This is a genomic window from Spirillospora sp. NPDC046719, from assembly GCF_040645715.1.
GTDB lineage: Bacteria > Actinomycetota > Actinomycetes > Streptosporangiales > Streptosporangiaceae > Spirillospora.
Map to the genome: position 1 here is coordinate 20,984 of NZ_JBEYYT010000003.1, position 16,305 is coordinate 37,288.

Below are 16,305 nucleotides of genomic sequence, written 5' to 3' on the forward strand. Positions count from 1 at the left end.
TGCCCGAACGGGCACACCGGCGATCACGCTTAGCGCGCCTGCTCGCACGTCCGCGCAAAGCCCTAGACCAGCCGAAGTCAATCCAAGAAGGGACCGCCGCCACTCCGCCAAGCATGGACGCTGCCGAGTAGGAGGGTGAGGTGCCGTCGCCACCGCGGAGGCGGCAAATGGGCCCGCGGTGTTCGAGTTCTTGGCGGAAGACGACCTCTTAGCGGGCGTTCATCCTGCCTGGTGGCACTCGCAACTCCGTGAACGTTCCGTCCGTCCGGTCCCTCCGGCGGCCGGGTCGGGATGCCGTGCTCGGCGCGTCTCTGCGCGGCGTGTGGTCGGCGTTGGTCTGCGCCTGTCGGGCACGTATGCGGGGTCTCGCGCTATTTGTCGGTTAAAGGTAGGTATTTCCCTGGATTTCCCGATTCGCGGTGATGGTCGATGGTGAGGCGATCGCACTCGTCGTGGAGGACATCCCATGGGAACCGTGGAACCGACCGCTGCACCGCAGGACCTGCCCGGGGCGACCAGCTATCGGGGGCAGCACATGATCGACCTGCCGGTCGACGCCGCCGCCTGGCTGCGCTACAAGGGGATCAGCTACTGGCTGTCCCCGACCGTCGACCACAACGCCGAGGTGGTCTGCTGGGTCTACCTCCTGTCCGACCCGGATCTGGAGCTGACCTGCGACATCTACGACGAGACCGGGCAGCGGCTGCAGCTCGGGCGCGCCAACGACGGGGACCTGCAGCCGTGGGTCATCAGTCTGAAGCAGGAGGTCTCCAGCAACGGCGCCGTGTCGTGGCAGGACACGGTGCCGGGCACGTCGCTGACGTTCCGGCTGAACTACCGCGGCAGCGTCGCGGTCAAGGACGTGGTGGTGCCGGTCGACTTCGGGCAGCCGGTCGCCCAGGCGCTCGGCGGGCGCAAGCTCTACTTCAGACTGAGCGACCAGCCGCTGGCGTTCACGTGGCTGACGGAGCAGGACCGGCAGCGGCCGGAGAACAAGACCCCGCTGATCTACCTGCACGGATACGAGGACCCCGACACCGGCCTGGAGACGATCGGCACCCGGCTGCCGCCGATCGCGCTGACGCGGCAGCGGATCTCCGAGGCGTGGCGGACGGCGAAGGCCACCGGGTACTTCGATCCCGCGGTGTTCCCGAACGTCCCGGCCGCGTCCGATGAGGCGACCCGGGCCGGGATGGCGCTCGCGGTGGCGGGACTGGACGAGACGACCGTCGTCCAGGAGCTCACCGCCGGCGGCCGGCTGGTGGTGCTGCGCGACATGGCCGGCGCCTTCACCTACCGGTTCGTCCCCGCCCCGGCGCACTGCCGGCCGGGCCTGGTGCTGGTGGAGCACTACCGGCTGACCTCGTTGCCCGCCCGCTACGGGGGCGGACGCACGATCAAGACGTTCTCGCTGCTGCCGGGGGAGCGGACCAGCATCCGTATCAGCACGTACAAGCGCTCCACCGAGAGCCTGCAGAAGACCTCCTCCATCCTGGACTCGGTCACCGACGAGACCGAGAGCGAGTTCGGCCGGACGGTCAGCTCCGAGCAGTCCAACCAGGCCAACGCCGGCAAGACCTTCGAGTACCGGGCCGAGGCGGAGGCACAGGGCCAGGCCAACTGGGGCTGGGGCAGCGCCAGCGCCAAGGTGTCGGGCGGGGTGTCGGGCAGCTCCAACAGCGCCCGCGAGGAGCTGACCAAGAACATCAGCAACGCGGTCAGCCAGAACACCGCCCGCGCCTCGGCCAAACGGGACGTGCAGATCGACACCAGCCTGGACGTCAAGCTGGAGCAGGGCGAGGAGCAGGCGGTCGAGCGGACGCTGGAGAACGTCAACACGAGCCGCACCCTCAACTTCGTGTTCCGGCAGATGAACCAGGAGTACGTCACGCTGCTGCACCTGGTGGACGTGCGGGTGGCGTTCTTCAACGGGCACGCCGAGTCCCGCGACGAGGTGGCGCTGACCGATCTGGACCGGCTGCTGGCCGACTGCGTCGAGCCCGCGTCCGTTCCCGCCGTCCGCAAGCAGGTCCTGGACGCGCTGCGCGGCATCACCGACCACGAGGGCAGGGCCCGGCCCGAGATCGTCCGGCCGGCGGGCGCGGACGAGAACGGCCCGTTCCAGATCGACACCACGCTGACCTCCGCCTACACCACGCCGGACGGCCGCGAGCACACCGTTTCCGGCATCATCGTCGGCGTCGGCCAGCAGGTGCTGCGCACCGACGGCGTCGTGGTCGACTCGTTCCTCGGCGAGGGCGACGCGCTGGACGCCTACTCCATGGGGCTGCAGGAGCAGGCGGTGCGCGCCCGCCGGCTGGACAACGACCGGCAGGAGGCCGAGAACGAGAGGCTGCGGCTGGCCCTGCAGCTCGTCCAGAAGGGGGACGCCGCCGCCGTCGGCCTCTACCAGCGGCTCTTCCCGATCCCCCAGGTCGTCAACCAGATCGACCACGCCGCCGTCAGCACCACGCCGCTTCCCCTGCCCTCGGACGAACCGACGCCCGACGGCACGTCCAACGGAGCCGCCGCCGCACCGGCCCTCTGACCGCCCCCGGCAGCGAGGGAGGTCTCCATGGCCGTGCCGAACATAGATCCGCTCTGGCAGGCGTTCCACTTCATCGTCACCGCGGAGTTGTCCGAGGCCAAGGTCGCGAAGCTGGTCCTGCGGGGCGAGGGCACGCGAGTCCAGAAGCTCACGTCGCGATGGAAGGGGCTGAAGGACAAGCTCAAGGCCGTCGTCTCCGGCTGTGCCGAGCAGCTCGCGCTCCAGATCAGGGCCGTGTGCGACGAGGCGCTCGCCGAGACGGAGGGCATCGAGATCGGCCTCGGAACGGACGACTACCGGGAGCTGCTGGACAGCGACCCGACCCGAGCGGGCTTCGCCGAAACCGGGCCCGGGCAGACGTACGATTATCTGCTCGGCCAATTCATATCGCAGTCGGGGACCTGGCAGGGGTTCGGCCAGGCCTACCAGAAGGCGGCAGCCCAGTGCGTCCTGTTGCTGCAGAACTGCGAGAAGGTGGAGGCCTATATCGGCCAGCTGCGCGGACAGCAGGAAAAGGAGTACCTGAAGTGCGCTGATCTGATTATTCTGGTCCAGAAGCGGATCGCCGAGCTGCCCGCGGAACCCGAAGTCGGTGGCATGCTGCAGCCGCTCGTCCAAGGTTGCGGAAAGCTGCTCGGCGACACCCGGAACGTGATCGATCTGTGCACCGGCGACATGCTCGAAGCGCGCTGCAGGGGGCTGTCGTTCGGCTTCACCGACTTCGCTGCGGACACGGACCTCATCACTTCGGTGATGTGGCCGCTCATGGTGTTCTGCCAGGACGGCTTCATCACCGTCAAAGAACTGTGGGACAGCCTGCAGCCGCCTGTGTTCGCGGCGTTGCGCGCCAAGGTGACGGTCAAATACCTCGCCGTGCTGCTGGACGACCTCGGTTGGCCCGGCTTCCGCGCACTGCTCGCCCTCGGCGACGCCGACCAGGTCAAACTGGTGGCCCGGTGGCTCGATCTGCGAACCCCATTTCTCCTCAAGTGCCCGCCCGGAAGCCCGGCCGAGGAGGTGCTCCGATACGACCGTCTCGCCGTCACGGGTGAATTGCTGGACGGCTTGCTCGCGATCGCCAAGGGGACCGGCCCGGAGATCAAACTTCCGCACCAGTGCACCGCGTACGGCTGGGTGACGATCAACGGCACGAGGATGCCCCGCGCGTTCTCGACGCCGTCGTTCGCGACCGACCAGGCCTGCATGAAGCACTGCAAGCAGGAACTGGGCGCAAAACCGACCCAGCAGAAGATGGAGGCGTATTTCGCCGAGCTCTTCGGGGCGTGCGCACAGGCCGTCGCGGACTGGAACAACAACGGCAGGCCGGACATGTACCTGGTGATCGTCCAGGGTGCTGTCGCCCGGTGGAGAATCGTGGTGGGATCCAAGGGAAGCAAGACCGTCCACCACATCGACAGCGGTTACGACAAATCGCCGTGGATCGGGCAGTGAACGCCGAAGCAACGTCGGAGCGGCGGCGGCCGACCGCCGCCGCGCCGGTCCGCAGCGCCGTGCGACTCCCGGCCCCGTCCTTCAGGTGAAGAAGATGATCCTCGGAGCCGGGGTGTCAGCGGGTGGTGGTTCGGGGGCGGGTGTGCTGGGTGAGGAAGAGGGCGGCGCGGTCCAGGGCCTCGTCGGCCTCGTCCAAGGCGCCGGTGTATGCCTGGAAGACGTGGGGAACGTCGGCGGTGACGTCGAGGATGACGTCGACCCCGGTGGCCCTGGCGCGGGCGGCGAGGCGGGTTGAGTCGTCCAGCAGCACTTCGTTGGTGCCGACCTGCAGGAGCATCGGAGGGAAGCCGGTCAGGTCGGCGAGGGTGGCGGGGCTGAGGAGCGGGTGGTTCGGGTCGCGTCCCGCCAGGTACATGGAACCGGTGTGCTCCAGTGACTCGCGGGTGAAGAACGGGTCGGCGGCCTCCTTGGCGGTCACGCTCTCGCCGGTCCGGGTCATGTCGAGGCCGGGGGAGAACGCGACGATCGCGGCGGGCACGGGCAGGCCCGCGTCGCGGGCGGCGAGGCAGGCGGTGACGGTGAGGCCGCCGCCGGCGGAGTCCCCGGCGAACGCGATGGCGGCGGGGTCGGCGCCGCCGTCGAGCAGGGCGCGGTAGGCACTCACCGCGTCGTCGATCGCCGCGGGGAACGGGTGCTCGGGGGCGAGCCGGTAGTCCAGGGAGTAGGCCCGGAACCCGGTGCGGACGACGAGGTTCGCTGTCAGCGGCATCGCGGTTTCGGGCGAGCCGAACACGAACCCGCCGCCGTGGAAGTACAGGATCGTGGCCCCCGGCTCCGCGCCCCCGGCGGGCTCGACGAGCACTGCGGGACGGTCTCCGAGCGGCGCCGACCGGGTGCGGATCCCGTCCGGGACGATCAGCTGCGCCATCATCGCGCGGAATCCGGCGCGGATCGCCTCCACCGTCCGCGGGCCCTCCGGGCGGGGTCGCCGCAGCACCGCGTCGAGTTCCGCCCGCTGTTGCCTGCTCATGTCGCCTCCCATGACGAGTATATGCCGCTACAGTATATGCCGTGGCATCTAAGTCAACGGGCGCCGCCGACCTGCCGGGGTTCTTCTCCGACCTCGTCCGGTGCGAGACGCGCCTCTACAACGCCCTGAACGACCGGCTCCGCGACCGGCACGGCATCGTCACCTCGCAGTACGAGGCCCTTCGCTTCCTGCGCGACCGCCCGGCGGCCCGGGTGGCGGACGTCGCGGCGGAGTTCGCCATCGGCATCGGGGCGAGCAGCAAGATCATCGACCGCCTGGAGAGGCGGGGATGGGTCGCCCGGCGGCCGAACCCCGCGGACCGCCGGTCATCGCTGGTCGAGCTGACCGGCGACGGCGCGCGGCTCGCCGACGCGGCGGAGGCGACCTTCACCGAAGGGCTGGCCGAACTGCTCGCAGGGGCGCTCGATGGTGAGGCGGGGGCGACGGTCGCGCGGGTCATGGCCGAGCTGCGCGCCGCGCTCGAACGCGACCAGCTGGGCCTTCCCACGGGTTGAGCGGCGTCCGGCTCAGGTGGGGAGAAGGTGGGCGAAGCGGGCGGCGTTGCGTTGGGAATGGTCGGCGCAGCAGTTGTTGAAGACGACATAGGTCGTTTCGACGCCGTCGGCCAGCTCGCGAATCCGGGGGACCCATGAGCGCATCTCGGCTTCGCTGTAGAGGTAGCCGAAACGTTCGCGCACGTCCGAGGAGTCCCAGCGTTCGCTGTGGCCGTGGAAACGGACGACGGCCGCGTCTCCCGTCGCCGCGAGGATCGGCGGCATCGATGACCGGTGGCCCTGCGGCATGTCCACGCCGACATAGGGGATGCGGTGCTCGGACATGAAGGCGAGCGTCGCGTCGCGGTGCTCGTCGTCCATCCAGGCGGCGTTGCGGAACTCGACGCAGATCGGCATGGGGGCGCAGCGGTCCCGCGCCCGGAGGATGTGCTTGCGGTTGCGTTCGCCCGGCGGGAACCAGACCGGGAACTGGAAGAGGAGCAGGCCGAGCTTGCCCGTCTCGTGGAGCGGTTCGAGGGCGCTGAGGAAACGGTCCCAGACCTCGTTCTCCACCTCTTCCGGAACGTCCTTCAGATAGACGTTGCGTTTGTTCGGGACTTTGTCGCGGAGGTTCTTGTAGAGGGAGCCGGGACGGGTCGGATGACCGGTGAGAAGCGAGAACGCCTTGACGTTGAACACGAAACCGGGCGGCGTGCGCTCGGCCCAGAGGCGGACGGTCCGCTCCGCCGGGGGCGCGTAGTAGGTGGCGTCCACCTCGACCAGCGGGAACTGGGAGGCGTAGTAGCGCAGCCGGTCCTCGGCGGTCTTGGCCTCCGGCGGGTACCAGCCGGAGGCGAGCAGCGTCTTGTCCGTCCACGAGGCGGTGCCGACCAGGATTCTCCCCATGCCGGGAGGCTACGGGCGATCGACCCTCCCTCATTCCGGGATCATCTGACTGTGCCCGGTATGTTCAGCGCGTCCGTGCGCGGAACGTCTAGGCCTTGCCCTTCCGGCAGACCCACTTGCCGTTGCTCCAGCCGCAGGTCTTCTCATAGCCCGAGCGGAAGGAGCCCAGCCAGCTGATGGTCTGGTTCGCCGACGGACGGCGCTGCGCCGTGTAGCTCGACGCCTGATCGACCGGTCCCCCCGTGGTGTCCACGGCCATGAGCGGCCACGGGTAGGCGGGCCGGGTCGCGGTGACCGATCCCGAGGAGTCCACCTTGCTCGTGATCATGCTGTTCGGTGCCCGGCCGCTCTCGACCCAGTCGACCACCGCACCGAGTCCGTTCAACTTGTCGGGCCCCTCGCCGCCGCTGCAGTGGGCGACGCCCGGCAGCATGAACAGCCGGGCGAACTCCTGGGTGCGGGCCAACCCGCCCATGCGCTCGGTGACCGCCTGGTAGTACGCGATGGTGCCGGCCGGCGGCACCGCCGGGTCGGCCTCACCATGCCACATGATCAGCTTGCCGCCGTGCTGCCCGAACGCGCTCAGGTCCGGGTCGGTGGAGTCGTAGATTCCCGAAACGCGGCCCATGATCTCCCGGAAGTTCTCCTCGGTGAACTGGACGTCCTTCAGCGTCAGCGACGGCCTTGCATCGGGATAGGCGAGCCAGCGCAACGTGTTGACGGCGAAGCCCGCCTGGTTCGACGGCACGCCCTGGGCGAGGGGAACGAGCCAGCCCGCCCAGTTGCCTTCCGAGCCGCGGGGCTGGGCACCCGGGTACATCAGCCGGTTCCTGTCGTCCCGCGCCCCACCGTAGATCTTGCGGACCGACTCGAGTTGAGCCGGGTTGAGGCAGAAGCCGGACGAGCCGCTGCCGTCGCTCGGGCAGGCGATGCTCTTCGGATCGAACGAGCAGTTCAGCGAGTCGCTGATCAGCCCGTCTCGGGTTCCGTCCTGGGCGTCACAAGCGCTGACCACGGCCGCATGCAGCGACTGGAGGTCGTTCTGGGTGAGGGTCGAGTTGCCATTGGCGTCCAGTACCGCCTTGCCGTTCCACCCCTGGTCCCAGATTCCCAGCGCGGTCATGTTCGAGGCGGGGGCGCCGGCGACGATGCCGTCGAAGTCCTCGGGGTAGCGCTGTGCCTCGGTCATGGCCTGGTCCCCGCCCTCCGAGCAGCCCGTGAAGTACGAGTGCGACGCGGGCCGGCCGTAGAACCGTTTGACGATCTCCTTGGCCACGATGGACGTCAGGTGCTGGGAGCGGTAGCCGAAGTCGACCCGCAGTTGCGGGTCGGCGCCGAAGAGCCCGTCGGTCATGCTGGTTCCGTAGTGGCCCTCGTTGTCCCAGGCCACCGCGAACGTTCCGTTGGTGAGCGGGGTGCAGCCGTAGGTCGCCTGGGCATCCAGGCGGGCGTTGCCGCAGAAGCCGCCGCAGCCGGTCTGCAGGTAGCGCCCTGCCCACGTCTGGGTGGGCAGCAGTAGATCGAATTGGATCTGGGGCGCGATGACCCCCTTGACCTCGCAGGCCTCCCACTTGCCGAGGGGGTTGTCGGCGGCGGCGACGATGGTCGCCGAGGCGATGTTCGCCGGTGCGCCCTGAACACCGGTCAGATCCAGCCGTGCCGCTTGCGCGCATGACATCGCCGGGGGCGTCGCAGCCGCCTTGGAGGGGACGTTCAGAGGGCGCGGCGAAGCCTGCGCCGTGGAGGCGGCGACCATGACCATCGCGAGCATGAGCACGTTGACGACGGCGGCGAGGGTTCGCCGCCTGTTGGGACCCCGCATGGAGAGCGACAACGGACCTCCTGGCGCGATGTGGGACGCGGACTTCGGGGGAATGATCAGGCAGGCGGGGGTGCCGTCAAACCGTGCGGGTCCGCTCACCGAACCGGTTGTCGCACGGCTGCCAGCGGCGGAACCGATCAGCAGGGCGTTCCGCCGGGGAAGACCGCGTAACCGGCCAGGGAAGCGCGAGTCAGGGGACCAGCGGCCCGGCCAGCACACGCGCCCCCGCCTCACGGTCCCCGTCCCAGGTCACCGATCCGGTATCCCGAGGCTTGCGCCCCCACAGCATCAGCAGCAGGTCCTCGGCGGTTCCCGAGACCTCCGCGACCGGCTCACCCTTCCCGTAAGTCCAGCGGCGGCCGGAGTCGGTGGCGGTGATCCGTACGGCCTGCTCGGGAGGGGTGGCGGCCCCCTTGGCGATCATGCGGGGCGCCATCGTGTCGAAGACCTCGGCGACACCGTCGGCGGCGAGCAGCGCGTCCATCGGCTTCGTCGAGCCGAGCGCGTGCTCGGCGTCCCACCGGTGCATCAGCGTCTCCTGGCTGCGGCGCCGACGCCAGAACCCCACCGTGTGCGGCGGGAAGAACGTCCACGCCCCGGTCGATGGATCGACCGACAGCGCCTGCACGAGAGCATCCGCCGTCGCGGCGTACCAAGCCTTGAGACCGGCCCGGTCACGGGGCGCGGCGCCTTCGTCATAGCCATCGCCGTGCCCGTCCCGCACGGCCGCGACGACCCAGAGGTTCCCTGCTCCCATGTGCACGGCCAGATCCGCCAACCTCCAACCGCCGCAATGCTCGACAGGAGCCGACAGATCACCATCCAGCGCCGCACCGAAGGCATCCAGCTCACGCCGGAGTTCAACCAGGTAATCCACGGCGCCAAGATACTGCCCGCCGATCACGCGAGATCGTCGGTGCCGGCTCACTCCGGCGGCGGAGCGGCGGCCAGGTCGAGGGGCGGTTGCGGGACCGGCCACGCGACTTCGCGGCGGAGCCTGAGCACCGCGTGCCAGGCCAGGTGCGGATGGTTCGCGAGAAGCCCTCTGATCTCGGCGAGCCGATCGAGCGGATGCTGGTCCCGCGGCTGCTCGGCGAGGTCGCGCAGCCACTCCGCCGTCTTCTTCGGGTGCTCGACGAACAGCCGGACGAGGATCGCGGTGATCGCCAGGTACGTCCTCGTCTGCACGGCGAAGGTCCGCGCGGCGAAGCTCAGCTCGCCCGCCGGCATCGCGGCGATGCCCGTCTCGATGTCGGCCGCGGTGATGGAGAGGTCGGCACAGGCGGCCAGCCATTCCAGCAGGGCTACCGTCCCCTCGGCATCAGCGGCCGCTCCGCGCAGCTGCGCCTCCATGACCGCCGCGACGTCCTCGGCGATCATCCGGCGGGCCAGATGCTCCAGTTCCCGCCGGGACTCGCCCGTACGCCCGTCCGGTGACGGCTCCTCCCGCCACTCGGCCGACACGGCGGCGAGCCCGCGCACCGACCGGACGAGGTCGCGGGCCAGCCCCGCGGTCATGACATGGCAGAGCCACACGTACGGCACCGGGAGCGGGACGCCGCGCCGGCTCAGCAGGTCCAGAGCCTCCTGTCCCCGCAGCGGCGGGATCTCCACGACCGTGTCGAAGGCGCTGTCGAAGGTGTCGCGGACCGCCAGGCTGCGCCGTCCGAACGCGGCCAGGGCGTCCTCCGAGACGGTCACCAGGAAGTAGCAGCCGGGCACCCCGAAGATCACCTTGAGGTCGTTGAGGAACTGCTCCGCCTCGCCCGCCGTGGCGATCTTGTCGAGCTCGTCCACCCCGATGACGACCTTGTTGCGGCCGGCGCGGCGCTCGGTGCCGACCATCGTGAGCAACTCCTGGAACCCGGCGACCAGGCCGGGCAGGCTCTGGGCCTGCTCGGTCTGCTGCACCGCGAGCTGGCCGCCGATCTTCCCGCCTCCCGGGATCGCCGTCTCGCCGACCGCCGTCCGCGTCACCGCCTGCTGGTAGCGCAGCCGCCGCAGGTGGGCGTGCGCGACGACCTGCGCCCGCGTCATGCTCCGCAACCGCGGCCGGCGGTTCACGAGCAGCGCGACCGCCAGGCCCGCCAGGATCAACAGACCGCCGCCTACGAGCACATAGGCCCGCCCACCGTCCGGCAGACGGTCCGCCAGCGCGCGGATCCGTCCTCGGTAGAGCGTCCCGACGATCAGTACGAGCCCCGCACCGGCGCAGACCCAGGGGAACACGCGCATCGCGAGCATCCGGAGCCGCCTGACGGGTGCGGGCCGAGGACCCTGGCTCCCGACGACCCGCTCGCATACCCGGATGAACAGGTGCGTCAGGAACTCGCGGGAGTCGTAGGCGGTCGGAGCGTGGACGAGGAGCCGCAGGTCGTTGTCCGGATGCCGCTCCGGGTCGCACAGGTGCCGCAGGACCGTGCTCTTGCCCGCGCCGCGAGCGCCGCTCAGGCCGATGCTGGCGCTGCTCAGCTCCTCGATGAGCAGGGAGACGCGGCGGCTGGCAGCGGTTTCGACGAAATGGTCGTCGCGGTCGTCGGTTCCGCTGAGCGGTTCGAGTTCCAGGCCGTGCCGCTCGGTCGTGTACGCGGGCGGCTCCTCGCCGAGCCGGTCGGTCAGCATCGGCAGCAGGCCGTCCCGGGCCATGGCCCGGATCCAGTCCCTGTAGGTGCGGTCCAGCACGAGCCTCAGGTGCGGCAGCTCGTCCAACTGGAGCCATTCGGCCGGATCGCGCGAGCGCAGTGCCCGGCGCTGCGCCGCGTTCCTGCGGAACGACAGCCATAGGAACACGGAGAGAAGCAGCACCACGGACGCGGCGAAGGTCGCGTCGGGTGCCCAAGGCCACCACCGCTGGGCCACGAACAACCCGGCCAATGCGGTGCCCGCCGCCCCCGCGGTGATGATGTAGGCGGTGACGAACCGGCTGAGGAACGGCAGGGCCGCCGCCTTCTCGAAGGCATCGAGCGCCTCGTCGAACCGCTGCCCGCGATCGCGGGCGGGTGCCTCCACGGCGAGCGGGTCGTGGTCGAGCAGCGACGCGGCCAGTGTCCGCAGCCTCGCCCGGGAGGCGACGGGGTCGCGCTGGTCGACACGGCGCAGCATCTCCGGCAGGACGAGCACCTCGCGCAGGACGGCCTCGCGCGCGAACGCGTCGAGGCGCTCGCGCCGGGACACCGGACGGTCACCGTCCGGGGGCGGTGGTGGAACCGGCGGCGTCCCGGTCTCGTCGGCCCCGCAGCCGGGACGTTCCCCTACGCGCGGGGCCTCTTGCGCCGGCCCGGCCGAAGGCTGTTGCGTTAAGTCGGGAACCGGGCGGCCAGGCGTTCCCGTAGCCGGTCCTGACTGTGGCGGCGGCGCACCCGGATGCTCCCTGGCCGCGGAGGCGGGGCCTCCCGGCCGTGTCACGGTGGCCCCGGCTCGGGCGGATCCGTTCGAGGGTGCCGTGGTTTCGTCCGGCCGGCCCTCGAACCCCGCATCCCCGCGCTGCTCGGGCGCGGTCGCGGCGAAAAGGTCCTGAACCTGTTGCCGCCGGAACCTGTAGGCGCCGCCGACCGCACGCATCACATCCAGACGCCGAGCCCTTTCCAGAACCGCCAGCGGCCACCACGGCAGGTCCGCTCCGCCGGCGAGGATCACGACGCTCACCGCGTAGATCCCGACGGACGAAGCCAGCATCACGAAGAAGGCCGTCACGACCCCCAGGAACACGCCCCCTCGGACGCCGGCGTCCGGCCCCCACAACCCGGTCCCGAGTCCGACGGCGACGCCGATGACGACTGCGGCGGCGCCTCGAACCCGAACCTCGCGGCGCAGTTGCGCGAGCGGCTCGGTGGTCTCCGGCGCGGCGCCTCTGACGTCGGCGACCTCGTCCCAGAAGCCCGCGGCGACAAGCAGGCCAGCCACTCCAGCGACGCCACGCCCGAGACGAGATCGCCGGTCGCGGCCTTCGTGCCGAAGCAGGCCGCCAGCGAAACGCCGTAGAAGAACAGATGGAGGACGCCTACCGACACGACCAGTGCCCAGCGCGGCACGAGCTGGTAGAGGCGCCACCAGACGAACCCGCCCTGCCATTCCCGGGCGACCGTGCTCAGCCACCACCGTCCCCGCCCCGAGCGCGGGTACAGCCGGTCGATCCAGTCGGAGAGCAACCGCTCGATGATCTCTTGTTCGGTCAGGGAGCCGAGGTCGGGCAGCGGACGCCGAGCGTCCAGGTACGCCCGGCGGACGAGGTCGACGTTCCCCGGCCGGCTCAGCGCCCGCTCGAGCGCGCCGCCGGACTCGCCGAGAAGCCGCTCGCGCCACCGGTCCCAGCCGGGGTAGTGCTCCTGCGGGAGGACACCTTCCAGATAGCGGACGAGCTGCGCAGGGCCGACCGGCTCCAGCCGGAGGACGGTGGCGTGCTGGAGGACCTCGCCCTGCCTGCTGCGGGCGGCCCGGTCCAGAGCGCCCTCCCGCGCGGTGATGACCAGCGGGTCGTCGCCGTGCAGCCCCGCGTTCATCCGGCGCAGGGCTTGGCCGGCCTTCTGCGCGGGCAACTCGTCGAACCCGTCCAGGATCGGGATGACCTTCCGCCTGCCGACGAGCTCGCGGGCGGCTTCGGGGGAGAGGGCGTACGTGCGGGAGATCTGCTCGGCCAGCCAGTCCTCGAACGGCCGTCGAGCGGGGTCCCAGGCCGCCATGGAGACCAGTACCGGGACCGGCCCGGACCGCTCGCGGCGCTCCAGGAGATCGAGCAGCAACAGTGCCGCGGCCGTCGTCTTGCCGGATCCCGCCGGTCCGGTGATGACGAAACGCGGCGGCACCCGGCGTTGGAAGATCTCACCGATATCCGAAAGGTCGCCGAGCGCCGCGGGGCCGGCCTCCCGCAAGGGGTCATGAGAACCGCGTACCAACAGCGGGACGGCCAGCGGCTCCCTGACGTCCCGCCTGGACCTCGCCAGCTCCGACGTCCACTGCTCGCGGACCAGGTTCGCCAGCATGTCGAGCGCCTCGGCCGGATCCCTCTGCCCTCGCCGCGAGAGTCTCAGCGACGCCAAGGTCACGGCAAGCGACACCACGCCCGCCGCCGCGCCCATGGCGCTGGACACCTTGTCCGCGTCGCCGAGGGAGAAACCGCTCGTCAGCAGGTACGCGGTGCTGGCAACGATCAGGGCCCCGCCCGTCAGCCCGAGGAGCCACAACGACCGATTCATTCCCACATGCTGACAGGAATCCGCTGCGCCCAGGGCAATCTTCCACAACTGGCCAGCCGACGCCCGCCAGAGACGTGACGCCGATATCGGCGCGCCATTGCTGCTCGACTCAAAGGAGACAGATCCTACCATTGTTTCCAGCGATGCGGACGACTCCGTCGTGGCTTTATGCGCTGTCCTGTCGAGGGGGGAGAAGGAGTTGCTGTAAGACGGCAGGCCAAAACGTTGGCCTCCCCAAGCTCGCCGCCCCGTACAAACCATGCGGCCAGACGGGCCCAACCGACCGGGCTGCGGTCCGGACCGCAGCAATGGCTGATCTAGCGCGCCAAGTTCACCCAGCCCCCACAATGCTGAGATCTTGCCATCCGCCGTCGACGCACGGTCCAGCTAACCGGCGTCTCCGGGGCACCCTCCTGGATCGATCACGGTCAACGCATTTCGTGTCACGAGGTTGTGCATACATTCGTTTTCGTGGATCCCGAGCCTATTTGCTATCTAATTCGAATAGTGATGGCTGTGGTGGAGGCAAAGGACGCCGCTCTGGAGCGGCTGCTTAGGCATCTGTTGTGGCAACTAGCGCCTATGTCGGTGGCGCTGGCCGGGCTGCCCGAACCGGCTCTGCGGGACCTGGCCTGGTGGGCCGCTGCGCAGGCGGCCGACTACGCGGGCTTGGACGACGACCCCGACATCGCCGCCAGCATCGGCGCCCGCGCCCTGACCCCGACGCCCACCTGCGCGCCCGCCGGTCCCAACTCGCCGGAGGCGAGCACCGGTGGATCTGGCTCGCCCTACACCGCGCGACCAATCCCGACCCGCTCGCCGCGGCCACTGAGACCCTCGAGGCAGCCCGCTACGCCGCCGGCCCGCACGCAGCGAACCTGATCGCCGACGCCCAGAGCAGAATCACCACTCCAGAGCCGCCATAACGGCCCCGGTCAGCACCAAACCGACGCCAGCCGCGGACGATGAGAGCCGACGAAACGACAGGCACCGCTGCCTGAGCAGAGGCGGCTGACTGCGGCCGCGATCCGGCTCTGCTCATGCTGGATCTGCGCCGGGCTGATCGGCTGCGGCGTCCAGGTCGCCGACGAGCGTGTCCGGCGCACGCATGCGCCAGGCGTCGGTGATGAGCTCTTCCAGACGGTCGGGGTCCACTTCCTCCAAGCGCAGCATGACCAGGGGCATCCCGTCGTAGCCGGGTGTCGTGAAGAAGCGTTCCGGCTCACCGAGCAGCAGCGCCTGCTTCTCTGCCTCGTCGCCGACGTACAGGACGGCGATGTCGGTCCGGATGACGCGTGGCTTCCCCGGCCTGCGCTCGGGATAGGACCAAACGAACCCTTTGCCGCCGACCCGGAAATCGAAGCCGTCGCTGTCGATCTCGACCACGTGAGGTAGCGCGAGTGCCAGCCGGCGAACGTCTTCGGCGTCAGCCATCCTGGTCGCTCCCAGACACCGGTTTCTGCACACGTGCAGGCTATCGGCCCACAAAACCCGAGGCGGCCCGAGGCGGCCCGAACTGCCGCAGCCGGGTGCTCCAAGGTACTCGTAGGTGCGATCCGGCTCTCGTCTCGCACGGCCCGGGGCTCGGCTCCGCCCTGACCGCGATGACCCTGCTGATCGGGCGCCTGGATCCGCGGGACGCGATCGTGGGCGGGCACTTCACCGGCGTCCTCAAGGGCGGTGTGACCTGGGCGGGACGGGAATGTGTATCCCGCCGGCCCGAGTTGCACCCGGCCGGCACCCCTTTCGAGACCGACCGGACCTGAACCACGGAGAAGAGCCTTGGACACGAGCCAGACCACGATGCCCGCCGTCGCGTACCGCAAGAGTCTGCCGCTGGAGGACGACGAGAGTCTGCTGGACGTCGAGCTGCCCGTCCCGCAGCCCGGGCCGCACGACCTGCTGGTGCGGGTCGAGGCCGTCGCCGTCAACCCGGTCGATCACAAGGTGCGCCGCAACACCGACCCGGGCGGGGAGCCGAAGGTGCTGGGCTGGGACGCGGCGGGCACCGTCGTCGCGGTCGGCGACCGGGTCGGGCTCTTCGAGGTCGGCGACGAGGTGTACTACGCCGGGGCGATCGACCGTCCGGGCGCGAACGCCCGCTACCACGCCGTCGACGAGCGGATCGCCGCCCGCAAGCCGGTCTCGCTGTCCTTCGGCGAGGCGGCCGCGCTGCCGCTGACCTCGCTGACCGCATGGGAGGGACTGTTCGAGCAGATGGGGCTGCGCCACCGTCCGTTCGAGCGGACCGGAACCATCCTGGTCACCGCCGCCGCGGGCGGCGTCGGCGCCATGGTGACCCAGCTCGCCCGCACCCTGACCGGCCTGACGGTGATCGGCACCGCGTCCCGGCCGGAGACCGTCGAGTTCGCCCGGCGGATGGGCGCCGACCACGTCGTCGACCACCACAGGCCGCTGGAGCAGCAGCTCGCCGGCCCCGCCCCGCAGGGCCTGGACTACGTCTTCAGCACCGCCGGCACCGACCGCAACCTGCCCGCCTACGCCGACCTGGTGAACCCGTTCGGGCACATCGTCGCCATCGACGACCACGACACGCTGCCGATCGGAGTCCTGAAGTCCAAGAGCATCTCCTTCCACTGGGAGTTCATGTTCACCCGCTCCCTCTTCGAGACGCCCGACCGGATCGCCCAGCATCGCATCCTCACCCAGGTCGCCCGGCTCGTGGACCAAGGCGTCCTGGTCACCACCGCGACCCGCGACCTCGGCCCCCTCAACGCCGCCAACCTCCGCGAGGCGCACCGCATCCTGGAGTCGGGCAAGGCCATCGGCAAGATCACCCTCACCGGTTTCTGAGGGGACCCGCCGCAAGCCGTGCCGTGCGTGGATCGCGCCTGCTCGCC

At 70.1% G+C, this 16,305-nt stretch carries 12 protein-coding genes; 5 read left to right on the forward strand and 7 right to left on the reverse strand.

Annotated elements, in window-relative coordinates; all coding sequences use genetic code 11:
• Window positions 1-466: 466 nt before the first annotated feature.
• Complete coding sequence (locus ABZ914_RS01155; protein WP_500190794.1) at window positions 467-2,548, forward strand: hypothetical protein; 2,082 nt, start codon at window positions 467-469, stop codon at window positions 2,546-2,548.
• 27 nt (window positions 2,549-2,575) lie between these two features.
• Entirely contained in the window at window positions 2,576-4,000 is a 1,425-nt protein-coding gene (locus ABZ914_RS01160) for a hypothetical protein (protein WP_500190796.1), read from the forward strand.
• A gap of 115 nt (window positions 4,001-4,115) precedes the next feature.
• Here the strand turns inward: ABZ914_RS01160 and ABZ914_RS01165 are convergent, their stop codons facing one another.
• Window positions 4,116-5,030 (reverse strand): alpha/beta hydrolase, encoded by a 915-nt coding sequence (locus ABZ914_RS01165; protein WP_500190798.1) that lies wholly within the window; start codon window positions 5,028-5,030, stop codon window positions 4,116-4,118.
• Window positions 5,031-5,071: 41 nt separating this feature from the next.
• Here ABZ914_RS01165 and ABZ914_RS01170 point away from each other — a divergent pair, with 41 nt between their 5' ends.
• Complete coding sequence (locus tag ABZ914_RS01170; protein WP_500190800.1) at window positions 5,072-5,545, forward strand: MarR family winged helix-turn-helix transcriptional regulator; 474 nt, start codon at window positions 5,072-5,074, stop codon at window positions 5,543-5,545.
• Window positions 5,546-5,557: 12 nt separating this feature from the next.
• Here the strand turns inward: ABZ914_RS01170 and ABZ914_RS01175 are convergent, their stop codons facing one another.
• The 6 genes from ABZ914_RS01175 to ABZ914_RS01200 all read right to left on the reverse strand — a co-directional run bounded on the left by ABZ914_RS01175 (window position 5,558) and on the right by ABZ914_RS01200 (window position 14,878).
• On the reverse strand, window positions 5,558-6,430 hold the full coding sequence (locus ABZ914_RS01175; protein WP_500190802.1) for a DUF72 domain-containing protein: 873 nt from the start codon (window positions 6,428-6,430) through the stop codon (window positions 5,558-5,560).
• Between the two features lie 88 nt (window positions 6,431-6,518).
• On the reverse strand, window positions 6,519-8,264 hold the full coding sequence (locus ABZ914_RS01180) for a tannase/feruloyl esterase family alpha/beta hydrolase (RefSeq protein ID WP_500190804.1): 1,746 nt from the start codon (window positions 8,262-8,264) through the stop codon (window positions 6,519-6,521).
• 178 nt (window positions 8,265-8,442) lie between these two features.
• Window positions 8,443-9,129, reverse strand: a complete 687-nt coding sequence (locus ABZ914_RS01185; protein WP_500190806.1) for a maleylpyruvate isomerase family mycothiol-dependent enzyme — start codon at window positions 9,127-9,129, stop codon at window positions 8,443-8,445.
• Window positions 9,130-9,176: 47 nt separating this feature from the next.
• Window positions 9,177-11,426 (reverse strand): hypothetical protein, encoded by a 2,250-nt coding sequence (locus tag ABZ914_RS01190; protein ID WP_500190807.1) that lies wholly within the window; start codon window positions 11,424-11,426, stop codon window positions 9,177-9,179.
• Window positions 11,427-11,941: 515 nt separating this feature from the next.
• The gene (locus tag ABZ914_RS01195) at window positions 11,942-13,444 is read right to left on the reverse strand and encodes an NACHT domain-containing protein (RefSeq protein ID WP_500190808.1); all 1,503 of its coding nucleotides are present in this window, start codon (window positions 13,442-13,444) and stop codon (window positions 11,942-11,944) included.
• A 1,038-nt stretch (window positions 13,445-14,482) separates the two neighbouring features.
• Window positions 14,483-14,878, reverse strand: a complete 396-nt coding sequence (locus tag ABZ914_RS01200) for an MmcQ/YjbR family DNA-binding protein (RefSeq protein WP_500190810.1) — start codon at window positions 14,876-14,878, stop codon at window positions 14,483-14,485.
• A gap of 170 nt (window positions 14,879-15,048) precedes the next feature.
• Here ABZ914_RS01200 and ABZ914_RS01205 point away from each other — a divergent pair, with 170 nt between their 5' ends.
• Entirely contained in the window at window positions 15,049-15,210 is a 162-nt protein-coding gene (locus tag ABZ914_RS01205; protein WP_500190811.1) for a hypothetical protein, read from the forward strand.
• Window positions 15,211-15,226: 16 nt separating this feature from the next.
• Window positions 15,227-16,258: a zinc-binding alcohol dehydrogenase family protein gene (locus ABZ914_RS01210; RefSeq protein ID WP_500190813.1), complete on the forward strand. Its 1,032-nt coding sequence runs from the start codon at window positions 15,227-15,229 to the stop codon at window positions 16,256-16,258.
• The last annotated feature ends 47 nt before the right edge of the window (window positions 16,259-16,305 follow it).

Excerpts from the sequence above, each read along its gene's own strand:
- ABZ914_RS01165 (WP_500190798.1), bottom strand. The coding sequence starts at position 5,030 with ATGAGCAGGCAACAGCGGGCGGAACTCGACGCGGTGCTGCGGCGACCC.
- ABZ914_RS01160 (WP_500190796.1), top strand. The coding sequence starts at position 2,576 with ATGGCCGTGCCGAACATAGATCCGCTCTGGCAGGCGTTCCACTTCATC.
- ABZ914_RS01175 (WP_500190802.1), bottom strand. The coding sequence starts at position 6,430 with ATGGGGAGAATCCTGGTCGGCACCGCCTCGTGGACGGACAAGACGCTG.
- ABZ914_RS01155 (WP_500190794.1), top strand. The coding sequence starts at position 467 with ATGGGAACCGTGGAACCGACCGCTGCACCGCAGGACCTGCCCGGGGCG.
- ABZ914_RS01200 (WP_500190810.1), bottom strand. The coding sequence starts at position 14,878 with ATGGCTGACGCCGAAGACGTTCGCCGGCTGGCACTCGCGCTACCTCAC.
- ABZ914_RS01205 (WP_500190811.1), top strand. The coding sequence starts at position 15,049 with ATGACCCTGCTGATCGGGCGCCTGGATCCGCGGGACGCGATCGTGGGC.
- ABZ914_RS01195 (WP_500190808.1), bottom strand. The coding sequence starts at position 13,444 with ATGAATCGGTCGTTGTGGCTCCTCGGGCTGACGGGCGGGGCCCTGATC.